This is a genomic window from Neorhizobium sp. 05N33 (genome assembly GCF_056397445.1).
On the sequence record NZ_JBFTNK010000011.1, the window covers coordinates 81,926 to 105,216 of the forward strand.

The window sequence follows — 23,291 nt, forward strand, 5'->3', positions numbered from 1 at the left end:
TCATTCTAAGCCCTTCATTACAAACCTTTAATCCACCTTCACCGGTTAGTGAGGCGATCAGCCAAAACTTGTCTTTTTTGCGCCGCAATATGGGCAGTTCGATGGAGCGATACCATTGGCACAACCATAGGCGAGCGGTCACCTCATGAAGAAGATCTGGATTTTTGCTGGCATTCTTGTCGCTGCCGGCGTTGCGGGCTGGGAGTTCCGCGATCGGCTTCCCTTTCTTTCACCCTTCATCCAGCAGGCATCCGCCGATGCCGGGGACGGCCAGTCGACGGGCACGCAGCGACGTCGCGGAGCAGGCGGTCCGCCGCCGGCGGTGAAGACCGTCGCCGCCACCCGCGCCGCCCTGCCGATGGACGTGACCGCCTCGGGCGCGGCCAATGCCGATCAGAATACCACGATCGCCGCACAGCAGCCGGGCATCGTCGTCAGCATCACCGCGACTGACGGCGCCTTCGTCAAGGCGGGCGACCTGATCGCCAAGCTCGACGACCGCACCGCCAAGGCCGCGCTCGACAAGGACAAGGCGCTGCTCGTTCGCGACCAGGCGACGCTGACCCAGGCTCAGACGGCGCTCTCCCGCGCCAACGACCTGCTGCGCGGCAATGCCGGCACGCAGCAGACCGTCGACCAGGCGAAGGCGGCACAGGATACAGCGGCCGCCACCGTGCAGAGCGACAACGCGGCGATTGCCTCCGATCAGATCGCAATCGACCACACGGACATCCGGGCGCCTTTCGACGGAAGGCTGGGCGATATCGACATCAGCACCGGCGCCTATCTCAGCGCCGGCTCGGCGGTGGTGACGATCGCCAAATACGATCCGATCTATGTGAAATTCCACCTTCCCGAGGCCTATCTCGGCCAGCTCAAGCAGGGCGCTTCGGCAAATGCCGTAACGGTCGATGCCGTGCCGCAAGGCGGCGGTACCTCGGCCACGGGAACCTTGAGCTTCTTCGACAACAGCGTCGACCCCGCTTCGGGCACGATCCTTGCCAAGGCGCGGTTCGACAATCCATCCGGAACGCTCTGGCCGGGGCAATCGCTGAATGTCACCGTGCATTTCGAGAGCGGCGACAGGGATATCGTGGTGCCGACGGTGGCGGTCAATCCGGGCGTCGACAGCCCGTTCGTCTATGCGGTCGGCGACGACAAGAAAGTTCATGTGATGCCGGTCAAGGTGGCACGTTCGAACGGCCCGAACACGGCGATTGCCAGCGGGCTCACCGAAGGTGCGCATGTGGTGGTCGAGGGCCAGGTGCAGCTCGTCGATGGCGCGACCGTCGTCGAGCAGTTCGGCAACGGCCAGAAGACGGCCGGCACCAAGGGCAATGAGCAGTCGATCGAAGTGGGGGCCGCGCAATGATCCCTCAATTCTGCATCCGCCGCCCGGTCGCCACCACGCTGCTTGCCATCGGCGCCGTGCTCGCCGGCCTTGCCGGTTATCAGCTGCTGCCGGTCGCCGCCCTGCCGCAGGTCGACTTCCCGACCATCAACGTCTCCGCCCAGCTGACCGGCGCCTCGCCGCAGACGATGGCGACGGCGGTCTCGACACCGCTGATCAAGCAGTTCGAGACGATCCCCGGCATCAGCGAGATCAGCGCCACCAACTCGCTCGGCAATACCTCGATCGTGCTGCAGTTCGACCTCAACCGCAATATCGACGCGGCGGCCGCCGACGTGCAGGCGGCGATCTCGCATGCGACCCGGCAATTGCCCGACAACATGACGACGCCGCCGAGCTACCGCAAGACGAACCCGGCCGACGCGCCGGTCCTGCTGCTGTCGATCCGCAGCGATACGATGCCGCGCAGCAAGATCGACGAAATCGCCGAGGACGTGCTCTCTCCTTCCCTCTCCACGCTTCCAGGCGTCGCGGAAGTGTCGATCTTCGGCGCCCAGACCTATGCGGTGCGCGTCGAGGTCGATCCGAACAAGCTGCAGGCGCGCAATCTCGGCGTCGACAACGTCACCAAAGCGATCTCCAACGCCAACAGCCAGGCGCCGGTCGGCTCGCTGCAGAACAACAGCCAGCGGCTGACCATCAATGCCGATACCCAGCGCACCAATGCAGATCAGTTCCGTTCGCTGGTAATCGCCAGTCCGAACGGTGCGCCCGTGCATCTCGGCGATGTCGCCAACGTTCAGGACAGCGTTGCCAATCTCGACGCGGGAAGCTGGTATGACGGCAACCAGTCGATCATTCTCGCCATCCAGCGCCAGCCGGACGCCAACACCGTCGATGTCGTCGATTCGGTGCGCGCAAAACTGCCCGGACTTTCTGCCGAGCTGCCGGCGTCGGTGTCGATCAGCGTCATGAACGATTCCTCGACGGCGATCCGCTCCTCGATCTCGGACGTGCAGTTCACGCTGATGCTGACGATCGGCCTCGTCGTGCTGGTCATCTATCTTTTCCTCGGCCGGATCACCGCCACCCTCGTTCCGGGGCTTGCCGTGCCGCTGTCGCTGATCACCACGTTCGGCGCCATGTATGTGCTCGGATACAGTATCGACAATATCTCGCTGCTCGGGCTGACGCTCTCGGTCGGCCTCGTGGTCGACGATGCGATCGTCATGCTGGAAAACATCATGCGGCATGTCGAGGACGGCATGCCGCCGATGCAGGCGGCCCTGCAGGGCGCAAGTGAAGTCAGTTCGACGATCATTTCCATGTCGGTCTCGCTGATCGCCGTGTTCATCCCGATCCTGTTGATGGGCGGGGTGGTCGGCCGGCTGTTCAACGAGTTCGGCATGGTTGTGGCGCTCGCCATCGTCGCCTCGGCGGTCGTCTCGCTGACGGTGACGCCGATGCTCGGTTCACGTCTGTCGGGTGCCGAACATCACCCGGGCCTGATGGTGCGCATCTTCGACGCGGGCTTCAGCCGCACGCTCAAGGGATATGACCGGTCGGTCGGCTGGTGCCTCAGGAACCGGGGGGTCATCCTCCTTGTCTTCCTCGCCTCGGTCGGCGCCTCGGTTTACCTGTTCACGACGCTGCCAACGAGTTTCTTTCCACAGGAGGATATCGGCCGCCTGACGATCTCGACCCGCGCCCGCGAGGACATTTCCTATCCGGCGATGCGCGACCTGCAGGCAGAGGTCGCGGCCGCCGTGCAGAAAAACCCGGCGGTCAACCACGTCACCTCGATCGTCGGCAGCAATGGCCGCAGCTCGCTCAACAACGGCACGATCTGGGTGGAACTGAAGGACCGCGACCAGCGCCCGCCGCTCGACCAGACGCTGCGCGAACTCAGGCAGGCGACATCCAGGTTCGCCGGCATGAAGACCTTCATCACGCCGCAGCAGAGCCTGCGCTTTGGCGGGCGGGCGACGGCCAGCCAATACCAGCTCGTCGTGCAGGCCTTGAATGCCTCGCAGACCAGCGAATGGTCGGACAAGATCCAGACCGCGATGCGCGCCGACCGGACGCATTTCACCGATGTCACCTCCGACGCCCAGAACAACGCGATCGAAGCCAATATCAAGGTCGACCCGGAAAAGGCGGCGTCGTTCGGGATTACCGACGACCAACTGCGCAAGACGCTGCAGATGGCGTTCGGCGGTTATACGGCGGCCGAAATCCAGTCGACCGGCGACAGCTACGACGTCATCACCGAGTTCGACAATACCCAGCAGTGGAGCGACCAGATGCTGCAGGGCGTCAGGGTGATGTCCTCGAACGGCTCGCTGGTGCCGCTCTCGAACTTTGCGGCGGTCGTGCGCCAGACGGCACCGGTCACCATCAACCAGACCGGCCAGCTTGTCTCGACCACCGTGTCGTTCAACCTGCCGGCCGGCGTGTCGCTCTCGGACGCGACGGCGGCGATCGACCAGATCAAGACACAGCTGCAGATGCCGAACGACGTGTTCACCTCCTATGGCGGCACGGCGCAGATCTTTCAGCAGAGCCAGGGCAATACGCCGCTGCTGATCCTTGCCGCGGTGCTGACCATCTACGTGGTGCTCGGCGTGCTCTACGAGAGCTTCATCCACCCGCTGACGATCCTGTCGGGCCTGCCGGCTGCGGCCTTCGGAGCGTTGCTGGCACTGAAGCTGTTCGGCTTCGACCTGTCGATCATCGCGCTGATCGGGCTGCTGATGCTGATCGGCATCGTCAAGAAGAACGCGATCATGATGATCGACGTGGCGGTGGAGACGATGCGCTCGAAGGGAGAAACGGCGGCCGTCGCAATCCACGAGGCCTGCGTGCGGCGTTTCCGGCCGATCATGATGACGACCTTCTGCGCCCTGCTCGGGGCGCTGCCGATCGCGCTCGGCACCGGTGCCTCGTCGGAACTGCGCCAGCCGCTCGGGGTCGCGGTGGTCGGCGGCCTGATCGTTTCCCAGGCGCTGACGCTGTTCATTACGCCCGTCATCTTCGTGGAGATGGACCGGTTCGGCCGCTTCCTCGGGAGGCTTTGGTCGAAGAAGGACAAGGACCTGCACGAGGCAAACGATGACGCGCCGACGCAGATCGCCGCGGAGTAACGCCCCTGACCGCCGCCCCAAAAGGGCCGGCGGGCGGGCGCCGGTGCAGGTAACCTTAACCGATAACCTGAACGGACGACTCCGTTTGCATTAGCCACTGCTAAAGCTTCTTATAGGTGGCGCAGCGCAGTGTTGCGTACGCGCTGGGCGGTCGGGCTTGGGGGTCGCCCGGCCGCTTTCAGCTTCAGGCCGAGAGCCTAGAACCCTTCCGCCAGTTTCGGGAAATCCTTGATCAGCCCATCCCGCACCACGAAGCTGATCGGCTCGTTCGGATAGCGCTTGGTATCGACCAGCAACCTTGCGAAGATGACACGCCGTTCGTCCTTCATAGCCCAGCCGACGAACCAGCCGAGGGGGCGGTCGTAATCCACCTTGCCGGCCTTGTCGCGCAGCCAGCCGGAACCCGTCTTGCCCTGGATGTCCCAGCCGTCGCCGGCCTCGAAATGCGGCACGATCGCCAGCGTCATGTCGACGGCATGTTCGGAGATCGGCAGGCCGCCATTGAGGAACCGGCGCAGGAACCGCACTTGCTCGTCCGCCGAAATCTTCAACGACGACATCAGCCAGGATTCGGTCAACCCGTCGGTATTGCCCGGGCCTCCGGAGACATCGCGATTGCCGTAACCGAAGCGTTGGATGTAGTCCGCAAACTTGGGCTTGCCGAGCTTGCGGGCGACTTCCTGCGAATACCAGACGATCGAATCCTTTTCCCAGATCAGCGGATCGACATCCTTCTTCACCCGCTCAGGGCCGCCGAATTTCGCCTGGTATTTCCAGCGAGGGTTTTGGGCGTCGGTGAGGATGCCGGCATCATAGCCCATCATGGCCAAAGGCAGTTTGAAGGTCGATTGGGGATAAAAGCTCTGGTCGCAGGTACCCTGCCGGTAAAGCGCATCGCCGCTATCCTCGTCGATGATGACGGTGCAGCGGATCGGATCGGCAGCACCGGCGGAGGCGCAATCGAGAAAAGTCACGGTAATGCCGAGAGAAAATGCCAGAAGAAAAGAATTTCTGAAAGCCATTGCGGTGCTCCAAATGGGGTGACACGGCTTTTCTAGGTCGGCTTGCAAGCCCTAATCAAACGATGATATCTGCGGTCAGGCATGAATCAAATTGGGGCATGGCCATGGTTCGACCATATTTGCCGTTGAACGCGCTGCGGGCCTTCGAGGCGGCCGCGCGGCATCTCTCCTTCACCCGTGCGTCGATCGAACTCTGCGTCACCCAGGCCGCCGTCAGCCATCAGGTGAAGCTGCTCGAACAGCGGCTCGGCGTCACCCTGTTCCGCCGCCTGCCGCGCGGGCTGATGATCACCGAGGAAGGCCTGGCCCTGCTGCCGGCGCTGCAGGAGAGTTTCGACCGCATGGCCGCCATGCTGGAGCGCTTCGAAGACGGGCATGTGCGCGAGGTGCTGAAACTCGGGGCGGTCGGCACGCTGGCGGTCGGCTGGCTGCTGCCGCGGCTTTCCGACTTCCGGGAAAAATACCCGTTCATCGATCTGAGGCTTTCCACCAACAACAACCGCGTCGACATCGCCGCCGAGGGACTCGACTACACGATCAAGTTCGGCAACGGCGCCTGGCACGATATCGAGGCGGAGCCCCTGTTCGAGGCGCCGCTGTCCGTCCTCTGCATTCCGGCGATTGCCCGCCAACTCAAGGCACCGGAGGACGTGGCGCACCAGGTGCTGCTGCGCTCCTACCGCGCCGACGAATGGCCGGGCTGGTTCGAGGCGGCGCATGTCCCCCCACCGCAAATCCGCGGCCTCGTCTTCGACAGTTCCGTGCTGATGGTCGAGGCGGCTATACAAGGGGCCGGCGTGGCGCTCGCCCCTCCCCTGATGTTCTCCCGCCAGCTCGCCGCCGGCATGATCGAACAGCCGTTTCCGGTCTATATTTCCAAGGGCAGCTACTGGCTGACCCGGCTCAAATCCCGCAGCGTGACGCCGGCCATGGAGATGTTCAGGAATTGGCTGACGGGGATGGCCGCAGAGACGCGGCGGCAGCTGGAAATCTAGGGCTTCCGGGGTTGCCATCCCGGCCACCTTGTGCGATCACCCGCCCTCTCAAAAATTCCGGGGTGCCAGCAGCGCCCTTTTCGCATTCGGAACCTGCCGGCGGATTGCCGGGGGTTCCGGTTCAATGATTTTCGACGGATAAAAGGAGCACGGCGATGGCACGGGCGCTCGGGCTTGATTTCGGCACGACTAATACGGTTCTGGCATTGGCGGATGGCGGCAGCAGCACGCATTCGATGCGCTTCACCAGCAGCGCTGGCGAGAGCGATTCGATGCGCACGGCGCTCTCCTTCATGAAGGATCCGGTGATGGGGGCGCAGGCGCTGAAGGTCGAGGCCGGGCAGGCGGCGATCCGCCAGTTCATCGACAATCCCGGCGACTGTCGCTTCCTGCAGTCGATCAAGACGTTTGCGGCAAGCGCGCTGTTCCAGGGCACGCTGGTGTTTGCCCGCCGGCACGCCTTCGAGGACCTTATGGAAATTTTCCTGAAGCGCCTGAAGATCTATGCGAACGACAGCTGGCCAACCGACGTTTCGCGGCTGATCGCCGGACGGCCGGTGCATTTCGCCGGCGCCAATCCGGATCCTAAGCTGGCGACCGAACGCTACAACGAGGCGCTGACCCGGCTCGGCTTTCCGGAAATCCACTATGTCTACGAGCCGGTCGCGGCCGCTTATTATTTCGCCCAGACGCTGAAGAGCGACGCCACCGTTCTCGTCGCCGACTTCGGCGGCGGCACGACCGACTATTCGCTGATCCGCTTCGAAACCAAGGCTGGCAAGCTGACCGCCACCCCGATCGGGCATTCGGGCGTCGGGGTTGCGGGCGACCATTTCGACTACCGGATGATCGACAACCTGGTGTCCCCGGAAATCGGCAAGGGCAGCAAGTTCAAGAGTTTCGACAAGGTTCTGGACGTACCGGCCGGCTATTACGTCAACTTCGGCCGCTGGAACCAGTTGTCGATCTTCAAGACCACGCGCGAATTCACCGACCTGAAGTCGTTGGTGCGCTCGGCGCTGGAGCCGGAAAAGCTCGAACTGTTCGTCGACCTCGTCGACCATGACGAAGGGTATCCGCTCTACCAAGCGATTTCGGCGACCAAGATGGCGCTGTCGGGTGCGGAAGAAGCGGAATTCAACTTTGCGCCGCTTGGGCGTGCCGGCCGCAAGATGGTGAAGCGCACCGATTTCGAAGGCTGGATCGCCGAGGACCTCGGCCGCATCGAAGGCGCGCTCGACGAGGTGCTGGAAAAGACCGGCACCGCACCTTCCGAGATCGACAAGGTGTTCCTGACCGGCGGCACCTCCTTCGTGCCGGCCGTGCGCAGCATTTTCACGCAGCGATTCGATGCCGGCAAGATCGAGACCGGCGGCGAACTGCTGTCGATCGCCCACGGCCTGGCGCTGATCGGCGAGAGCGACAATGTCGCGCAATGGGCGGCTTGAGGGCGGCATACTCCCACTGATCTCCCCCCTTGAGGGGGAGATGTCACCGAAGGTGACAGAGGGGGGTGGCGACGGTGCGGCAAAATATTCGGCCAATGAATATGCCGAGAGGTCACCCCCCTCTGCCCTGCCGGGCATCTCCCCCTCAAGGGGGGAGATCGGCCAGCCGCTCCGTCTCCGTCCACAGGCCGTCGCCCATTCGAGCCAAAACCGGTTCCCTCTCCCACGCCACATGCTGTAGTGTGAATCCGATGAACCTCGTCAAAGACATGGACGCTCTCGAGCTCGCCGCCCTTCTGCATTTCTATGCGGATGCGGGCGTGGAGTGGCTCGTCGAGGATGAGCCGGTGGACCGGTTCGCGCAGTTTGCGGCCCAGAAGGCGGCGCAGGCCGATGCCAGAGCGCCCGCGTCTGCCCGGCAGCAGCAGCCGACGAACTATGAGCAGGCGCCGACCTCCCAGGCAGCCGCGGCAACGCCGAAACGCACAGCTCCGACGGCGCGCGCCGCAGCACCTCCCCCCGCCTCCGCGCCCGTATCGGTACCGGACGAACAGGCGGTCGCCTCTGCACGGTTTGCCGCCGAAAGCGCCCGCTCGCTCGATGAACTCAAGACCGCGCTCGAAGCCTTCAACGGCTGCAACCTGAAGAACGGCGCGCGCAACACGGTATTCGTGAGCGGCAATTCCGCATCCGGCATTATGGTCATCGGCCCGATGCCGAATGCGGACGACGACCGGGACGGCATTCCCTTCTCCGGGCGGCAAGGGCAGTTGCTGGACCGCATGCTCGGCGCGATCGGGCTTTCCCGCGATGGCGTTCTGCTCACCAATGTCATCCCCTGGCGGCCACCGGGCAACCGCATGCCCTCGCAGGCCGAGATGGATATCTGCCGGCCGTTCCTGGAGCGCCAGGTGGCGCTCGCCGAACCGAAGCTGCTGCTGCTGCTCGGCAATTTTCCCGCCCGCTTCTTCTTCGGCGGCAATGGCACGATCCACTCGATGCGCGGCGAATGGCGGGAAATTGCTTTCGGTGGAATCAGTTGCTCGGCGATCGCTACCCTGSATCCGCAGGAACTGCTGGCAGCCCCCGCCAACAAGGCCCTCGCCTGGCAGGACCTTTTAATGTTCAAAATGCGTTCTCATGGGCACTGACTGCCCGCATTTCAGGCAAACTTCCCGGCAATTGATGCAAAGTTACGGAAATATGAAGAATGCCATGCAAGCCACGCATGGCAGTGCGGCGTTTCGCTGCATTGCAGAATCGATGCTGCGCTGCAATATAAGCGGTGTGTCTTGGGAGGAATTCTAGGTTTAAGGAACCAAGGCCAATGACGACCCGCTTCCGCCCGATCCATTCGGGCTTCGAAACTCTTCGCATCGCCGGCCTGTCGCCGCGCTCGACGAAGGGTTATCACCATTTCGGCTCTGCGACGAACGAACAGCTGACCTCCTGCGCCATGGCGCGCCCGGTCGGCATCACCCGTCCCGCTTCGATCTTCGCCGATTTCCGCGAACGTTGATCGCGCGGCCTCAAGGAAGCATCAGCCATGACGGCCATTTTCCACCCGATCCGCACCCTGCGTGAGAACTTTTCTCACATCGGCGCTGCTGTGAACGCCTCGCGCGAATATAGCCGCGCGGGTGCTGCCCGCGCCTGCGCCGAGACCAATCCGGTTACCGCGGCCATTCAGCTCTAAACCTCCGGCTTGATCAAGCCCCGGGCGGCGATGCCTTGCGCGCCGCCTTCCGCTCGAGCCCCAACTGGTGCTCGCGGTAGATGATGAAAATCCCCGCCGACACAGTGATCGCCGTCCCGACCAGCATGGCCGCCGTCGGCACGTCCCCGAACAGAACATAGGCGATGCCGATCCCGAGCAGGATCGAGGTGTATTCGAACGGCGCCACCGTCGAGACATCCGCGTTGCGGTAACTTTCGGTCAGCAGGATTTGTCCGACGCCGCCGCAAAAGCCGGCGCCGATCAGAAAAAGCTTTTCCGGCATCGTCAGCGCCGCCCAGCCGAAAGGCAGGCTCGCAAGAGAAAACAGCGCCCCCGACAGCGAGAAATAGAGCACGATCGTCGCCGTCTTTTCGGTGCGCACGAGCTGGCGGGTCTGGATCATCGCAAAGCCGGCCAGCACCGCCGAGAGGATGACGGAAGCGGCGCCGACCGCCTGCTCCGATCCCATGCCGCCCTGTTCGAACATGGTGAGCTTCGGCCAGGAGATGATCACCACCCCGACCATGCCGACCATGACCGCGCTCCAGCGGTAGATGCGCACCGTCTCCTTCAGGAAGATCGCCGCGAAGACGACAGCCAGGAGCGGCGAGGAGTAACCGATGGCGATCGCATCCGGCATCGGCAAGTGGACCAGGCCGTAGAATCCGAAAACCATCGACAGGATGCCGAGAAAGCCGCGCTTCACATGGCCGGTCAGGCTGTTCGTGTGGAAGGCGCCGCGCAACTCGCCCTGGAAGGCGAGATAGACCATGATCGGCACGAGCGCGAAAGCGGAGCGGTAGAAGGTGATCTGTCCGGCCGGAATATCGGGACCTGCCGATTTGATACAGGTCTGCATCATCACGAAGATCACCACGGAGGTGACTTTGAACATAATTCCGCGCAGGGGATTCAGGGCATCGGCGGACATCAACAACTCATGGAGATTTCTGGGGGAATTTTGGCGGAAATCCGATCCGCGCTGACAGGACGTGTTGGAGAGGCAATCCGGGGAGATTCAGTTTGGCGGCAAAGTAACGGAAAAGTGCCGTGAGGGGGATCAAATCTGATGATAGGTCGATCAATATCCGTGACCTTGTGAAAGGTTGCGCGACATATACTGGATCGAAATGACGCTTTATTTTAGCCAAAGTTTCAACAATCGTTTAGCATTGCGTGCAATTATCCGCGCGGCGACGGGTGTGTGCCAGTTCGACGGGAGTGCTGCGACGCTCCCGACACCAATTTGAAGAGCCGGTTCAGGAAGCAACATGCGAACAGATACGGGCCAGATCGTTCATCTGGCAGATTACCGCCCCACCGACTTCGTCCTGGAACGCGTCGATCTGACCTTCGAGCTCGACCCCACCAACACCAAGGTTGATGCGCGGCTGATCTTCCACCGGCGCGAAGGTGTCGACCTTTCGGCGCCGCTGGTGCTGGATGGCGACGAACTGACGCTGTCCGGATTGCTGCTCGACCAGAACGAAGTGCCCGCGGCGCAATACGATGCGACGCCGGAGAGCCTGACGATCCGCGACCTGCCGGCCGAATCTCCCTTCGAAATCACCGTCACCACCTACATCAATCCGGAAGCCAACAGCCAATTGATGGGTCTCTACCGCACCAACGGGATCTATTGCACCCAGTGCGAGGCCGAAGGTTTCCGCCGCATCAGCTATTTCCCGGACCGTCCGGACGTGCTGGCGCCCTATACGATTACCATCATCGGCGACAAGGCCGCCAATCCAGTCATGCTGTCGAACGGCAATTTCCTGGGCGGTGCGGGATATGACGAAGGCCGTGCGTTTGCGGCCTGGTTCGACCCGCATCCGAAGCCGTCCTACCTCTTCGCGCTGGTCGCCGGCGATCTCGGCGTGGTCGAGGACACGTTCGTCACCATGTCCGAGCGCGAGGTAACGCTGAAGATCTATGTGGAGCACGGCAAGGAAGCCCGTGCGGCCTATGCCATGGACGCGCTGAAGCGCTCGATGAAATGGGACGAGGAGCGATTTGGCCGCGAATACGACCTCGATATCTTCATGATCGTCGCCGTGTCCGACTTCAACATGGGGGCCATGGAGAACAAGGGGCTCAACGTCTTCAACGACAAATACGTGCTGGCCGACCCGGAAACCGCGACCGACCAGGACTATGCCAATATTGAGGCGATCATCGCCCACGAATATTTCCACAACTGGACCGGCAACCGCATCACCTGCCGCGACTGGTTCCAGCTCTGCCTCAAGGAAGGCCTGACGGTCTATCGCGACCACGAGTTTTCCGCCGACCAGCGCTCGCGTGCGGTCAAGCGCATTGCCGAGGTGCGGCACCTGAAGTCGGAACAGTTCCCGGAAGACGCAGGCCCGCTCGCGCATCCGGTCCGCCCGACCAAATACCGCGAAATCAACAATTTCTACACGACCACCGTCTACGAAAAGGGCTCGGAAGTTACCCGCATGATCGCCACGCTGCTTGGCCGCGACGATTTCAAGGCTGGCATGGACCTCTATTTCGAACGCCATGACGGCCAGGCCGTGACGGTCGAGGATTTCGTCAAGTCGTTCGAGGATGCGAGCGGCCGCGACCTTACGCAGTTCTCGCTCTGGTATCACCAGGCCGGCACGCCTCTTGTCACCGTGTCGAGCGACTATGACCAGGCAAGCGGCACCTTCAAGCTATCGCTCGAGCAGATGATCCCGGCAACCCCTGGCCAGACGGCCAAGGAACCGATGCACATCCCGCTCTCCTTCGCGCTCATCCTCGACAACGGCTCGGCGGCAGTGCCGACCAAGGTCGCGGGTGGCGAAGTCACCGGCGACGTGCTGCACCTGACCGAGCGCCGGCAGAGCTTTACCTTCTCGGGCGTCTCCTCCCGTCCGGTCCTGTCGCTCAACCGTTCGTTCTCGGCGCCGATCAACCTGCATCTCGACCAGACGCCGGCCGATCTTGCCCATATCGCCCGCCACGACACCGATCTCTTCGCCCGCTGGCAGGCGCTGACCGACCTTGCCCTGCCCAATCTGATGCAGGCGGCGCGCAACGCGCGTGACGGCAAGGAAATCGCCTGCGATCCGTCTTTCGTCGCGGCCCTTCTGGAAGCCGCCGGCGATGAGACGCTCGAACCCGCCTTCCGCGCCCAGGCGCTGGCGCTGCCGAGCGAGGCCGACATTGCCCGAGAACTCGGCGGCAACAACGACCCCGATGCGATCCATGCCGGCCGCAACGCCATTCTTTCGGAGATCGCCAAGGCGGGAACCAAGACCTTCCTGCGCCTGTTCGAGGACATGAAGGTCGATGGCGCCTTCAAGCCGGATGCGGCAAGTGCCGGCAAGCGCTCGCTGCGCAACACCGCGCTGTCCTACCTCACCTATGCGGAAGGAACGCCGGCCCGCGCGGCCGCAGCCTTCACATCCGCCGACAACATGACCGATCTCGCCCAGGCGCTGGCGGTGCTTGCCCATCGTTTCCCGGACGCGCCGGAAACGACAAACGCGCTCGCCACGTTCCTCGCACGCTTCGACGGCAACGCTCTTGTCGTCGACAAGTGGTTCTCGACCCAGGCGACCATTCCCGGTGCAGGTGCGCTTGCCCGCGTCAGGGCGCTGATGGAAAACCCGCGCTTCATCGCCAGCAATCCGAACCGGGTGCGCTCGCTGATCGGCACGTTCGCCTTCGGCAACCCGACCGGCTTCAACCGGGCCGACGGCGAAGGTTACCGGTTCTTGGCCGAGCAGATCCTTTCGATCGATCCGCGCAATCCCCAGCTCGCCGCCCGCATCCTGACCTCGATGCGCTCCTGGCGGTCGCTGGAACCGCAGCGCGCCGATCATGCGCGCGCAGCGCTGACCACGATCGAACAGGCAGCAACGCTTTCGACCGACGTGCGCGACATCGTCGAGCGGATGCTGAAAGGTTGAGCCTGAAGCGCCGGCTTCAAGCGCCGGCGCATTTTTCCAGGAAGCGGGAGACCAGCGAGCGGCAATAGTCGATCGTCAGTTCGCGGTCGCGGAACAGGATGTGGTAGATGATCGGCGCGATGACGGCGTCGATCGCTTCGCTCACGTCGAAGGCTTTCTCGCCGCGCGTCAGGGCGCGCTCGCGCAAGGTCTCCAGGTGATCATAGGTGAACTGGCAGCAACGGCCCGCCGCGGCGCCTTCCATGCTGCCCAGCACGTCCGCCAGCATCGAGCGGCCAACCTTGGATGACATCTCCTCGGCATATTGGAGAATGAAGGTTTCGAGGTCGGATCCCATCGCGCCGGTGTCTTCCGGGTCGGCAACCGGCCGCATGCGCGCGACCGCGACATCCGCCAACAGTTCGGACAGATCCCCCCAGCGGCGATAGATGGTCGACGGCGTCACACCGGATTTTTCGGCGATCATCGGCACAGTGATCGCGCCGCGATCCATGGTCTTCAGCATATCCCGTACCGTGCGATGCACCTCCGACTGGATGCGCGCACTGCGCCCACCCTGGCGCACCATTTCCCTGGCCATTTTGTTCTCCTTGCCGGCACATGCCGGAATATGAAACTCCTTAATGCAAAGATATTGCATTAATCCGGCAATGCAACTATATCCGGCTAACGCTAAAAAATTGCGTTAAGGTGAACCGCCATGAGCAGTATCCTCCCCTCGCCCAATTCCCCATCCGCCTTCCGGATGACGGTCTACAGTTTCATCTTCGCGGTGCTGATCTCCGCGACCAGCAGCGCACCAACGCCGCTCTACCATCTCTATCAGCAGATCTTTCATCTCTCCCCAGCGATGATCACCCTGATCTTCGGTTCCTATTCTTTCGCGCTGCTCGCGGCGCTTCTAACGGTCGGCGGGCTTTCGGACTATCTCGGCCGCCGGCCGCTGATCCTGCTGGCGCTGATCTTCAATGCCGCGGCGCTGATCGTCTTCATGCTGGCTGAGTCGGGCACGACGCTGCTTGTCGGCCGTATCGTCCAGGGTTTCGCGACCGGCATCGCCTTTCCGACCTTCGGGGCGACGATCCTCGATACCGACAAGCGCAGAGGCTCGACGCTCAACAGCATCACCGCCTTTCTCGGCCTGATGGTCGGTACGCTTGCCGCCGGCACGCTCGTCGCTTTCGCGCCCGCGCCGACGCATCTCATCTACGCGCTTCTTTTCATCGTGACGGTCGCCGGCATCATCGCGCTTGCCTTCATGCCGGAGACGATCACCGGACGGCCAGGAGCGCTCGCTGCCATGCGCCCGCATATCAGCGTACCGCAACGGGCCCGCGCGACGCTTCTGAAGGTCACGCCGGTCAATATCGCCGGCTGGGCGCTCGGGGGCTTCTATCTGTCGCTGATGCCGACGCTGGTCGCCGTTGTGACCGGCATTACCTCACCGTTCGTCGGCGGCACGGTCGTCGCCGCACTGATGCTCAGCGCCACCGCCTCGGTCTTCATCTTCCGCACATGGGCGCCCCAGCGGGTTCTCTTCACCGGCGCGACCACGCTGATCATCGGCGTCCTGATCACGCTCTCCGGGGTATACCTTGAGGCCGTCGGGCTCCTCTTCCTCGGCACCGCGGCCGCCGGCCTCGGCTTCGGATCGATCTTCTCGAACATTCTGAAGATCGTCCTGCCGCTTGCCGAAAGCCACGAACGGGCCGGCCTGTTCGCGGCTTTCCTGGTCGAGAGCTACCTCGCATTCTCGATCCCCGCGATCGCTGCGGGGCTGATCGCGCCTACGCTCGGCCTCTCCAATACCGCGTATGTCTATGGCAGTGCAATCATCACGCTGGCGGTGATTTCGATCGCGGCCACCCGCACCAGCCTTTCCGAAAGCCCGGCCGTCTCCTGAGACGGCCGGTTTGCCGCCCTGCGGGACTCTTCCGATTCGCAATTGAATCAAAACGTTAAAAAAATCTTAGCAAGCCTCTGGACACGAAGAATCACTAATGATTCATTAAGGCAGATTCGGGCGAGCGGCGCGCCGAATCACCATGAGGGACACCATGAAAACCATGTCGGACGTGCAGCGGGCAACCGCGGCCGAGGGGCGGCTGCGTCTTAAATTTCCGAGCCTTGGAAATTTGCGGCGGGTCATTCCTGACGAGGCGCGGCTTTCCGTCAAACCCATCGCACGGCAGCTGCCGCGGGTGGAGCTGGTTCTCAAGCGTTCGATCCCTCTTCTCATCATCGCATTCCTCACCGTTGTCGCTGCCTCCCGCGTCCTCGGCATCGTCTCCGAATACACGCGGATGGAAAACGCCGCTCGGCAATCGACCGCTCTGATGGCAGCCACCGCAAGTGCTGCCTTTGCCGGTGATGCGACGGCGCTCATCGGCCGCGACCGCGCTGCAGCGGAAAAACGCCTCGCCGCCTTCCTGCCGCAGGAGCGGCTGGGGGCGGACGCGTTCTTTCTTTTCGTCGACGAAACCGGCCGTATCTTCGGCGGCACCAAGCAGGCGACCAGCTATATCGGCAGGCGCCTGACCTCCGTCCTGCCGGAGACCGCCGCGCTCAGGCGGTTCGGCGACGAGAGCGGCGTGATCGAGACCTATTTCGGCGAAATTCCGCATTACGCGGCCATCGAGGCGGTCGGCACCGAAGGTGTGCTGATCGTGGCGGCCTATTCGCTGGAGAGCATCAATCTTGCATGGCGGCACGACGTCTCGCTCAACGTCACGCTTTTCACCGGCATCTCGGCGATCCTGCTGATCATCCTCTACGCCTATTACATGCAGGTGAAACGCGCCCGCGAGGCCGACGAGACCTTCGTCGAATCCAATCTGCGTATCGAGACCGCATTGTCGCGCGGCCGTTGCGGGCTTTGGGATTTCGACGTCAGCAACCGGCGCCTGTTCTGGTCGGGATCGATGTACGAGATGCTCGGCCTGCCGCCTGCCGGCAACGTGATCTCGTTTACCGACGCGGCGCGGATGATGCACCCGACCGACGGCAACATCTATGCGCTCGCCCGCGCCATCAGCCGCGGCAATGCCAAGCAGGTCGACCAGGTTTTTCGCATGCGCCATGCGGCCGGCCATTACGTGTGGATGCGCGCCCGCGCCCAGCTGGTGAAGACCAGCCAAGGCCGCACCCATGTCATCGGCATCGCCATGGACGTGACCGAACAGCATCGCCTCGCCCAGCGTTACGCCGAAGCCGACCAGCGCCTTGCGGATGCGATCGAATGCACGTCGGAAGCCTTCGTGCTCTGGGACAAGAACGACCGGCTGGTGATGTGCAACACCCATTTCCAGCAGGCTTACGGCCTGCCTGACAGCGTGCTGGTGCCCGGCACCGAACGGCACGCGGTCAATTCGGCTGCCGCCCGCCCGGTGATCGAACGCCGCGTCGCCGACCCGGATGGCAGCGGCCTTTCGCGCACCACCGAAGTGCAGCTCGCCGACGAGCGCTGGCTGCAGATCAACGAGCGCCGCACCCGCGACGGTGGCCTGGTCTCGGTCGGCACCGACATCACGCTGCTGAAACGCCACCAGGAGCGGTTGCGCGACAGCGAGCGCCGGCTGATGGCGACGATCGGCGACCTTTCCTCCTCGCAGAAGAAGCTGGAGCGCCAGAAATCCGAGCTCTCGGTCGCCAACGCCAACTATCAGGCGGAGAAGGAGCGCGCCGAGGCCGCCAACAAGGCCAAGTCTGAATTCCTCGCCAACATGTCGCACGAGCTCAGAACGCCGCTCAATGCGATCCTCGGCTTCTCGGAAATCCTTGCCAACGGCATGTTCGGGCCGCTCGGTTCACCGAAATATTCGGAATATTCCAAGGACATCCATGACAGCGGCAAACATCTGCTCAACGTCATCAACGACATCCTCGACATGTCGAAGATCGAAGCAGGCCATATGCGCATCCAGTGCGAGGCGGTCGACCTGAAGCCGCTGATCGAGGAAAGCCTGCGGCTGACCACGATTTCCGCCCAGGACAAGGAGATCGCCATCCATCAGCGCCTGTGCGACAGCCTCCACATGGTTGCCGATCGCCGCGCGCTGAAGCAGGTGATGCTCAACATTCTCTCCAACGCGGTGAAATTCACCAACCACGGCGGCAGGATCGAGTTGCGAGCCCGCAAACTGGAAAAAGGGGTGCTGCTGACGATCGCCGATACCGGCATCGGCATTCCGATGGACGCGCTCAACAAGATCGGCCAGCCGTTCGAGCAGGTGCAGAGCCAATATGCCAAGAGCAAGGGCGGTTCGGGATTGGGACTTGCCATTTCCCGCTCGCTGATCGGCCTGCACGGCGGCAAGATGCGAATCCGCTCACGGGTCGGCGAAGGCACCGTCGTGTCGCTGCTCATCCCTGACCAGCCCATGCTGGTTAGTCGCAAGCGGGTAGCGTAGGTCAATTCCCCGACAGCTACGCAACCATATGACTACAGCAGTGCCACGATGCGTCCGCTCAGGTCCTCGGCTACCCCATGGACTTGTTGTCGACGGTGAGACCAATCGTCCTTCTCCGTCCCCAGATAGCCATCGCGCGCGCAGATGACCAGTGCCGCGGCCTCTCTCGGCAACCGGGATATCGCCCAATCGGCTGCGGCATCCTTTGGAACGATCTCTCCCGTTGTGAGCGTACGCCACATGCGTACGAGTGCCAGCAGGACGTTGCGCTCGTCGCCATGGAGCGACCCGAGCAAGGCAGGAAGCGCATCTCCGATCGCACGCCGCAGGTCGGCCTCCGGGATGACCCGCAGTAGTTCAGGAGCGTCCGGACCGGCCAATGTCTTTGCCTTCAGCCTCGCCTGGGCCAGCAGTACGGTCAGTTCCGGATCCCTGACCGGTTGGGGGACGTGGCCCGCCTCGAACGCCTCGCGCAGCCATTCGCCATAGACGAATTCGCTCCGCGGCGGATAGTCGGACACGGCAAGATCGTCCCGATGGAAAACGATCAGCTCGATGGGGCGCTGACCGCTACCATCCGCCGGATGCCCTGAAATCTTCATGAGCGAGGTCATCAGACGTTTGCGTTCGATATGCGTCGTCGGTCGATCGACAATCACCATGATGTCCACGTCGCTATCCGGTCGCAATCCGCCGGCGACCGCCGAGCCGTGCAGATAGGCGGCAACGAGCGCGCCTCCGAAACATTCCCGGGCAATACGGAGCGCTTGCTGAGCTTCGATGGGGATTATCACCGCATCGTCATCCATAACCACTTGCTTCCGCGTCTCGTGCGTCGATCATTGGGGGTGACAATAGCGTAGCGGTCGGTGCGGAATCGCACAAACCGTCATTTCCGGACGACCGCCCCGAACACCGCCCGCACCGCCTTCGACAGACGCTTCACCTCGCCCTCCAGCGTCCTGATATCCGGGCAATCCCCTGCCCGGCAGACGCGCTCGACAAGCCCGGCGGGTGCATCACCTGGATCAAAAGGTCCATCGACGCAGAGCCGGACGATCTGCGACAGTTCGGTAAGTAGCCGTAGCGCCTCGATGCAGGTATCAAGATCACTTGGCTTCATCAGTTTTTCGCCGAGCGCCTTCAGGGCTTCCTCGGTGCTGAACCCGTAGGTATCGGGCGCTACGCCTTTGGCTGGCGCAATCAGGCGCAGATACTGGGCGATGAACTCGATATCGATCAGGCCGCCTGGAATGAGCTTGAAATCCCAGATGTCACGCGGCGGCTTTTCCTTGTCGATCAGCGCGCGCATCTCGGCCACGTCCTTGGCGATCCTGGCGATATCGGGCTTGGTCGACAGCACTTCGCCGATCATGCCCTTCGCTTCGTCGGCGAGGCTTTCCTCGCCGCAGATCAGCCGGGCGCGGGTAAGCGCCATGTGTTCCCAGGTCCAGGCCTCTTCGCGCTGGTATTTGCCGAAGGCGTTGATGCGGGTGGCGACCGGCCCCTTGTTTCCGGAGGGTCTCAGGCGAAGATCGACCTCGAAGATCACGCCCTCGGCCATTGGCGCTGAAAGTGCCGCGATCAGCCGTTGGGTCAGGCGGGTAAAATAACGGCTGGAATCGAGCGGCTTGTCGCCTTCGCTTTCCGTGGCTTCATTGTCATAGTCGTAGAGCAGGATGAGATCGACGTCGGAGCCGGCGGTCAGCTCGAAACTTCCGAGCTTGCCCATGCCCATGACGGCGACGCGGCCGCCGGGATAGAGGCCGTGGGCGCTGCGGATTTCTGCGGTCACCGCCTTCAGGGCGGCGTTGATCAGCAGGTCGGCGAGATGGGTGAAGGCGCGGGCCGCCTGGACACCCGAGATTGCCCCCGTCAGCAGCCGGATGCCGATCAGGAACCGCTGCTCGGCCGCAAAGATGCGCAGCCGGTCGAGCTTTTCCTCGTAATGCCGGCCGGCGGTGAGGAATGCGGTCAGGCGATAGGAGAGATAATCTCGGGTCGGCAGTTCGGACATCAGGCCGGGGTCCAGCATGCCGTCGAACACATGCGGCTTGGAGGCGATGATATCGGCAAGCCGCGGCGCCGAGGACATGATCGTGACGATCAGCGCAAGCAGCGGCGGATTGTTGCCGATCAGGGAGAAGAGCTGGATGCCGGCCGGCAGGCCTTTCAGGAAGCTGTCGAACCGCAGCAGCGCCTCGTCGGCACGTTTGCTCTCGCCGAACGCCATCAGCAGCGCCGGCATCAGCTCGGTCAGCCGCTCGCGCGCCTCGGCGGATTGGGTGGCACGATAGCGGCCGTAATGCCAGGTGCGGATAACGCGGGAAATATCGGCCGGCCGTTCGAAGCCGAGCGAGGCAAGCGTCTTCAGCGTGCCCGGATCGTCCTGCTGCCCGGTAAAGACGAGATTGCCGTCGCCACCGGACAGCTTTGCCTCCTGCTCGAACAGCCGCGAATAACGTTTCTCGACGGTCTTCAGCACATATTCGAGCCTTGCGGAAAAACCGGCGGTATCGGCGAAACCAAGCATCAAGGCGATGCGCTTCAGTTCGGGCTCGGTTTCCGGCAGGTTATGGGTCTGCTCGTCGCGGACCATCTGGATGCGGTGTTCGACATCACGGAGGAACCAGTAGGCCTCGGTCAATTCGGCGGCGATGTCAGGCGCGATCCACCGGGCCTCGGCGAGCGCCTTCAGCGCCACCTCCGTTTCGCGCGCCCTCAAGGGCGGCATGCGGCCGCCGGCGATCAGCTGCTGGGTCTGGGCGAAGAACTCGATCTCGCGAATGCCGCCGCGACCGAGCTTGACGTCATGGCCCTTCACGGCGATTGCGCCATGGCCCTTGTGCACATGGATCTGCCGCTTGATCGAATGGATGTCGGCGATCGCCGCGTAGTCGAGATATTTGCGGAACACGAAGGGGGTGAGCAGCCGCATGAAATTTTCACCAGCGGCAATGTCGCCGGCGATCGGCCGCGCCTTGATGAAGGCCGCCCGCTCCCAGTTCTGACCGCGGCCCTCGTAATAGATCAGTGCTGCGTCGAGCGAGACGGCGAGCGGCGTCGAACCGGGATCCGGGCGCAGGCGCAGGTCGGTGCGGAACACATAGCCGTCGGCCGTGCGTTCCTGCAGGATGCGGATCAGGCGGCGCATCATCCGGCCATAGACTTCCGACCCGTCGAGCGGGTCGGCAAGGATGCCCGTTTCGGGGTCGAAGAAGACGACGGTATCGATGTCGGAGGAATAGTTGAGCTCGCGGCCGCCGAGCTTGCCCATGCCGAGCACGATCAGGCCCGAGCCCTTGCTCGGTTCTTCGAGGTCGGCAAGCTTAAGCTTACCGCTATCGTGACCGGCGACCAGAAGGTGGTCGATCGCGGCCGCGACGGAGGCTTCGGCAAAGAGGCTCAGCCAGCGCGTCGTGTCCCTGGCGGAAAAGATGCGGGCGAGATCAGCAAGCGCGACGAGGAAGCTCAAGGCCCGCTTGCCGGCGCGCAACGCAGTCATCACCTCGTTTTCGGAGGGTGCCTTGCCGTCCGTCTTCTGCCAGGCCCGGCGGGCCGTATCCACCAATCGCTCCAGCGTCGGCTCCAGCGGCTCGGTAACCGCGATCGTCAAAAGCCTTGGCGTGATGACAGCCGTGTCGCGCAGGTAAGGTGAGAGGGTGAAGGCAGCGGTGATGAAATCCTTGAGCGGGCTATCCTTGCCAAGCAGTCCCGCGACGGAAGGTTCGGACTTGCCGATATCCTTCAAGGCCGCCAAGGCCGCCTTGGTTTCCGTCTGGTTCAGCGGACGGATCACCTCCGCCTTGACCGCATCGAGCCGGTTTCCGGTCTCCGACACTGGCACCTCCCGTGATTCTTCCCTGGCGAAACTTAGGGCTTCGGCACAGGAAAGACCATGGTGACCGTCAGGCCGGGCGCCGCAGTGTTCGCTTCGTCGGTGGCGGAGAGTTCCAGCGAACCGCCATGCAGCTCCATCACCGCCTCGACCAGCGAGAGGCCGAGGCCGGTGCCGGGTTTGGAGCGACTTTCGTCCAAGCGAAAGAACCGTTTGGTCACCTCGCCGCGCTTGTCGGCCGGAATGCCGGGGCCGTTGTCGCAGACGGAGAGCCTGAGCGTGCCATCGCTTCGCGCGAGGCGAACGCGGATATGCGCCGCGTCCTTTGCCTCGGAGGCGTATTTGATGGCGTTGTCGAGGAGGTTGAAGATCGCCTGGCCGATGAGTTCGCGGTTGCCGTGGACCACGAGCCCCGGTTCGAGCTCGGTCGTCAGCGACAGGCCGGCTTCCTCAGCCGCGGGTTCATAAAGCTCGGCGCTGTCGGCGGAGATCGCAGATAGGTCGACATCCGACATTTCCGCCGCAATCGAGCCCGCCTCGACACGGGAGATCATCAACAGCGCGTTGAAGGTGCGGATAAGCTGGTCGGACTCGGCAATGATGCCTTCGAGGGCTGTCCGGCGCACATCCGCACGATCCTCGCCCAGCGCATCGGCTGCCTTGTTGCGCAGCCTCGTCAGCGGCGTCTTCAGGTCGTGGGCGATGTTGTCGGAAACCTGGCGCAGACCCTCGTTCAGCTTCTCGATGCGTCCAAGCATGGCGTTCAGCGAATCCGACAGCCGATCGAATTCGTCGCCGGACTTGCCAACCGGCAGGCGCTGCGAAAGGTCACCCGCCATGATCTTCTGGCTCGCCGCCGACATCCGGTCGATGCGTTTCAGCGCATTGCGGCCGATGCCGAACCAGATCACCAGCGCTCCGACGCCCATGATGGCCAGCGCCACCATCAGCGCCCGGCGTACGATACCGCGGAAGCGGCTCGGGTCGCCGAGATCGCGACCGACCAGCAGCCGCAGGCCGTTGTCGAGGCGGAGCACGTTCGCCGTGGCGAGATGCCGGCCAGGTCGATCCGATTCGGTATAGGGTTCGTAGGTGAAGGGCATTTCCGTCCAGCCCTGCTCGTCGAGCACGCCGGGCTGCACCGCGGCGACGTTTCCGGCGAGCATTTCGCCGTTTGGCCCCGCGATCACATAGAGGTTGGCGCCCGGCTGGCGGGCTCGCCGCTCCATCATCCGCAGGAGAAGGCTGACGCCGCCTCGTTCATAGGCGCGCTGTATCTCCTGCACTTCCTCTTGCAGCGACTGGCGCGTCTGCTGCGCCAACAACCGTTCGGACATCGCCGTCACGTAAATGACCAGGAATGCCGCACACAAGGCGAAGAGCAGGATATAGAGCGCCGACAGCCGCACGGCCGTCGAGCGGAACATCAGGCGGGCACGTGCCAGCAA

At 63.1% G+C, this 23,291-nt stretch carries 16 protein-coding genes; 10 read left to right on the forward strand and 6 right to left on the reverse strand.

Features of this window, described 5'->3' with window-relative positions:
* Window positions 1-145: 145 nt before the first annotated feature.
* Together AC1DLT_RS23440 and AC1DLT_RS23445 are read left to right on the forward strand one after the other, a co-directional pair.
* Window positions 146-1,372: an efflux RND transporter periplasmic adaptor subunit gene (locus AC1DLT_RS23440; RefSeq protein ID WP_477488337.1), complete on the forward strand. Its 1,227-nt coding sequence runs from the start codon at window positions 146-148 to the stop codon at window positions 1,370-1,372.
* Entirely contained in the window at window positions 1,369-4,494 is a 3,126-nt protein-coding gene (locus tag AC1DLT_RS23445) for an efflux RND transporter permease subunit (RefSeq protein WP_477488338.1), read from the forward strand. The genes AC1DLT_RS23440 and AC1DLT_RS23445 overlap by 4 nt, the downstream gene beginning before the upstream one ends.
* A gap of 197 nt (window positions 4,495-4,691) precedes the next feature.
* On the opposite strand, the gene blaOXA is transcribed toward AC1DLT_RS23445, so the two are convergent.
* A complete protein-coding gene (blaOXA, locus tag AC1DLT_RS23450; protein WP_477488339.1) occupies window positions 4,692-5,516 on the reverse strand; it encodes a class D beta-lactamase in 825 nt (274 codons plus the stop codon).
* Between the two features lie 104 nt (window positions 5,517-5,620).
* On the opposite strand from blaOXA, the gene AC1DLT_RS23455 reads away from it, so the two are divergent.
* The 5 genes from AC1DLT_RS23455 (at window position 5,621) to AC1DLT_RS23475 (ending at window position 9,655) form a co-directional block, all read left to right on the forward strand.
* Entirely contained in the window at window positions 5,621-6,511 is an 891-nt protein-coding gene (locus AC1DLT_RS23455) for a LysR substrate-binding domain-containing protein (RefSeq protein ID WP_477488340.1), read from the forward strand.
* A 155-nt stretch (window positions 6,512-6,666) separates the two neighbouring features.
* The gene (locus AC1DLT_RS23460) at window positions 6,667-7,959 is read left to right on the forward strand and encodes an Hsp70 family protein (protein WP_477488341.1); all 1,293 of its coding nucleotides are present in this window, start codon (window positions 6,667-6,669) and stop codon (window positions 7,957-7,959) included.
* Window positions 7,960-8,210: 251 nt separating this feature from the next.
* Complete coding sequence (locus AC1DLT_RS23465) at window positions 8,211-9,110, forward strand: uracil-DNA glycosylase (RefSeq protein WP_477488342.1); 900 nt, start codon at window positions 8,211-8,213, stop codon at window positions 9,108-9,110.
* A gap of 176 nt (window positions 9,111-9,286) precedes the next feature.
* A complete protein-coding gene (locus tag AC1DLT_RS23470) occupies window positions 9,287-9,478 on the forward strand; it encodes a hypothetical protein (RefSeq protein ID WP_038541359.1) in 192 nt (63 codons plus the stop codon).
* Window positions 9,479-9,505: 27 nt separating this feature from the next.
* On the forward strand, window positions 9,506-9,655 hold the full coding sequence (locus AC1DLT_RS23475) for a hypothetical protein (RefSeq protein ID WP_477488343.1): 150 nt from the start codon (window positions 9,506-9,508) through the stop codon (window positions 9,653-9,655).
* Between the two features lie 13 nt (window positions 9,656-9,668).
* Here the strand turns inward: AC1DLT_RS23475 and AC1DLT_RS23480 are convergent, their stop codons facing one another.
* Window positions 9,669-10,607: a DMT family transporter gene (locus AC1DLT_RS23480; RefSeq protein WP_247137329.1), complete on the reverse strand. Its 939-nt coding sequence runs from the start codon at window positions 10,605-10,607 to the stop codon at window positions 9,669-9,671.
* A gap of 340 nt (window positions 10,608-10,947) precedes the next feature.
* On the opposite strand from AC1DLT_RS23480, the gene pepN reads away from it, so the two are divergent.
* Complete coding sequence (gene pepN, locus AC1DLT_RS23485) at window positions 10,948-13,596, forward strand: aminopeptidase N (RefSeq protein WP_477488344.1); 2,649 nt, start codon at window positions 10,948-10,950, stop codon at window positions 13,594-13,596.
* A gap of 16 nt (window positions 13,597-13,612) precedes the next feature.
* On the opposite strand, the gene AC1DLT_RS23490 is transcribed toward pepN, so the two are convergent.
* Window positions 13,613-14,176 carry a TetR/AcrR family transcriptional regulator gene (locus AC1DLT_RS23490; RefSeq protein WP_247038210.1) on the reverse strand — a complete coding sequence of 188 codons (564 nt, stop codon included), beginning with the start codon at window positions 14,174-14,176 and terminating at the stop codon, window positions 13,613-13,615.
* Between the two features lie 120 nt (window positions 14,177-14,296).
* On the opposite strand from AC1DLT_RS23490, the gene AC1DLT_RS23495 reads away from it, so the two are divergent.
* Together AC1DLT_RS23495 and AC1DLT_RS23500 are read left to right on the forward strand one after the other, a co-directional pair.
* Window positions 14,297-15,499, forward strand: coding sequence for an MFS transporter (locus tag AC1DLT_RS23495; RefSeq protein WP_477488345.1), 1,203 nt, complete (start codon window positions 14,297-14,299; stop codon window positions 15,497-15,499).
* Window positions 15,500-15,662: 163 nt separating this feature from the next.
* Window positions 15,663-18,005 carry a PAS domain-containing sensor histidine kinase gene (locus tag AC1DLT_RS23500; RefSeq protein ID WP_051900058.1) on the forward strand — a complete coding sequence of 781 codons (2,343 nt, stop codon included), beginning with the start codon at window positions 15,663-15,665 and terminating at the stop codon, window positions 18,003-18,005.
* 32 nt (window positions 18,006-18,037) lie between these two features.
* Here AC1DLT_RS23500 and AC1DLT_RS23505 read toward each other — a convergent pair whose 3' ends face one another.
* The 3 genes from AC1DLT_RS23505 to AC1DLT_RS23515 all read right to left on the reverse strand — a co-directional run bounded on the left by AC1DLT_RS23505 (window position 18,038) and on the right by AC1DLT_RS23515 (window position 23,288).
* Window positions 18,038-18,814 carry an aminoglycoside adenylyltransferase family protein gene (locus tag AC1DLT_RS23505; RefSeq protein ID WP_477488346.1) on the reverse strand — a complete coding sequence of 259 codons (777 nt, stop codon included), beginning with the start codon at window positions 18,812-18,814 and terminating at the stop codon, window positions 18,038-18,040.
* An 80-nt stretch (window positions 18,815-18,894) separates the two neighbouring features.
* Window positions 18,895-21,846, reverse strand: a complete 2,952-nt coding sequence (locus tag AC1DLT_RS23510) for a bifunctional [glutamine synthetase] adenylyltransferase/[glutamine synthetase]-adenylyl-L-tyrosine phosphorylase (RefSeq protein WP_477488347.1) — start codon at window positions 21,844-21,846, stop codon at window positions 18,895-18,897.
* 32 nt (window positions 21,847-21,878) lie between these two features.
* On the reverse strand, window positions 21,879-23,288 hold the full coding sequence (locus AC1DLT_RS23515) for a sensor histidine kinase (RefSeq protein WP_477488405.1): 1,410 nt from the start codon (window positions 23,286-23,288) through the stop codon (window positions 21,879-21,881).
* Window positions 23,289-23,291 lie beyond the last annotated feature (3 nt).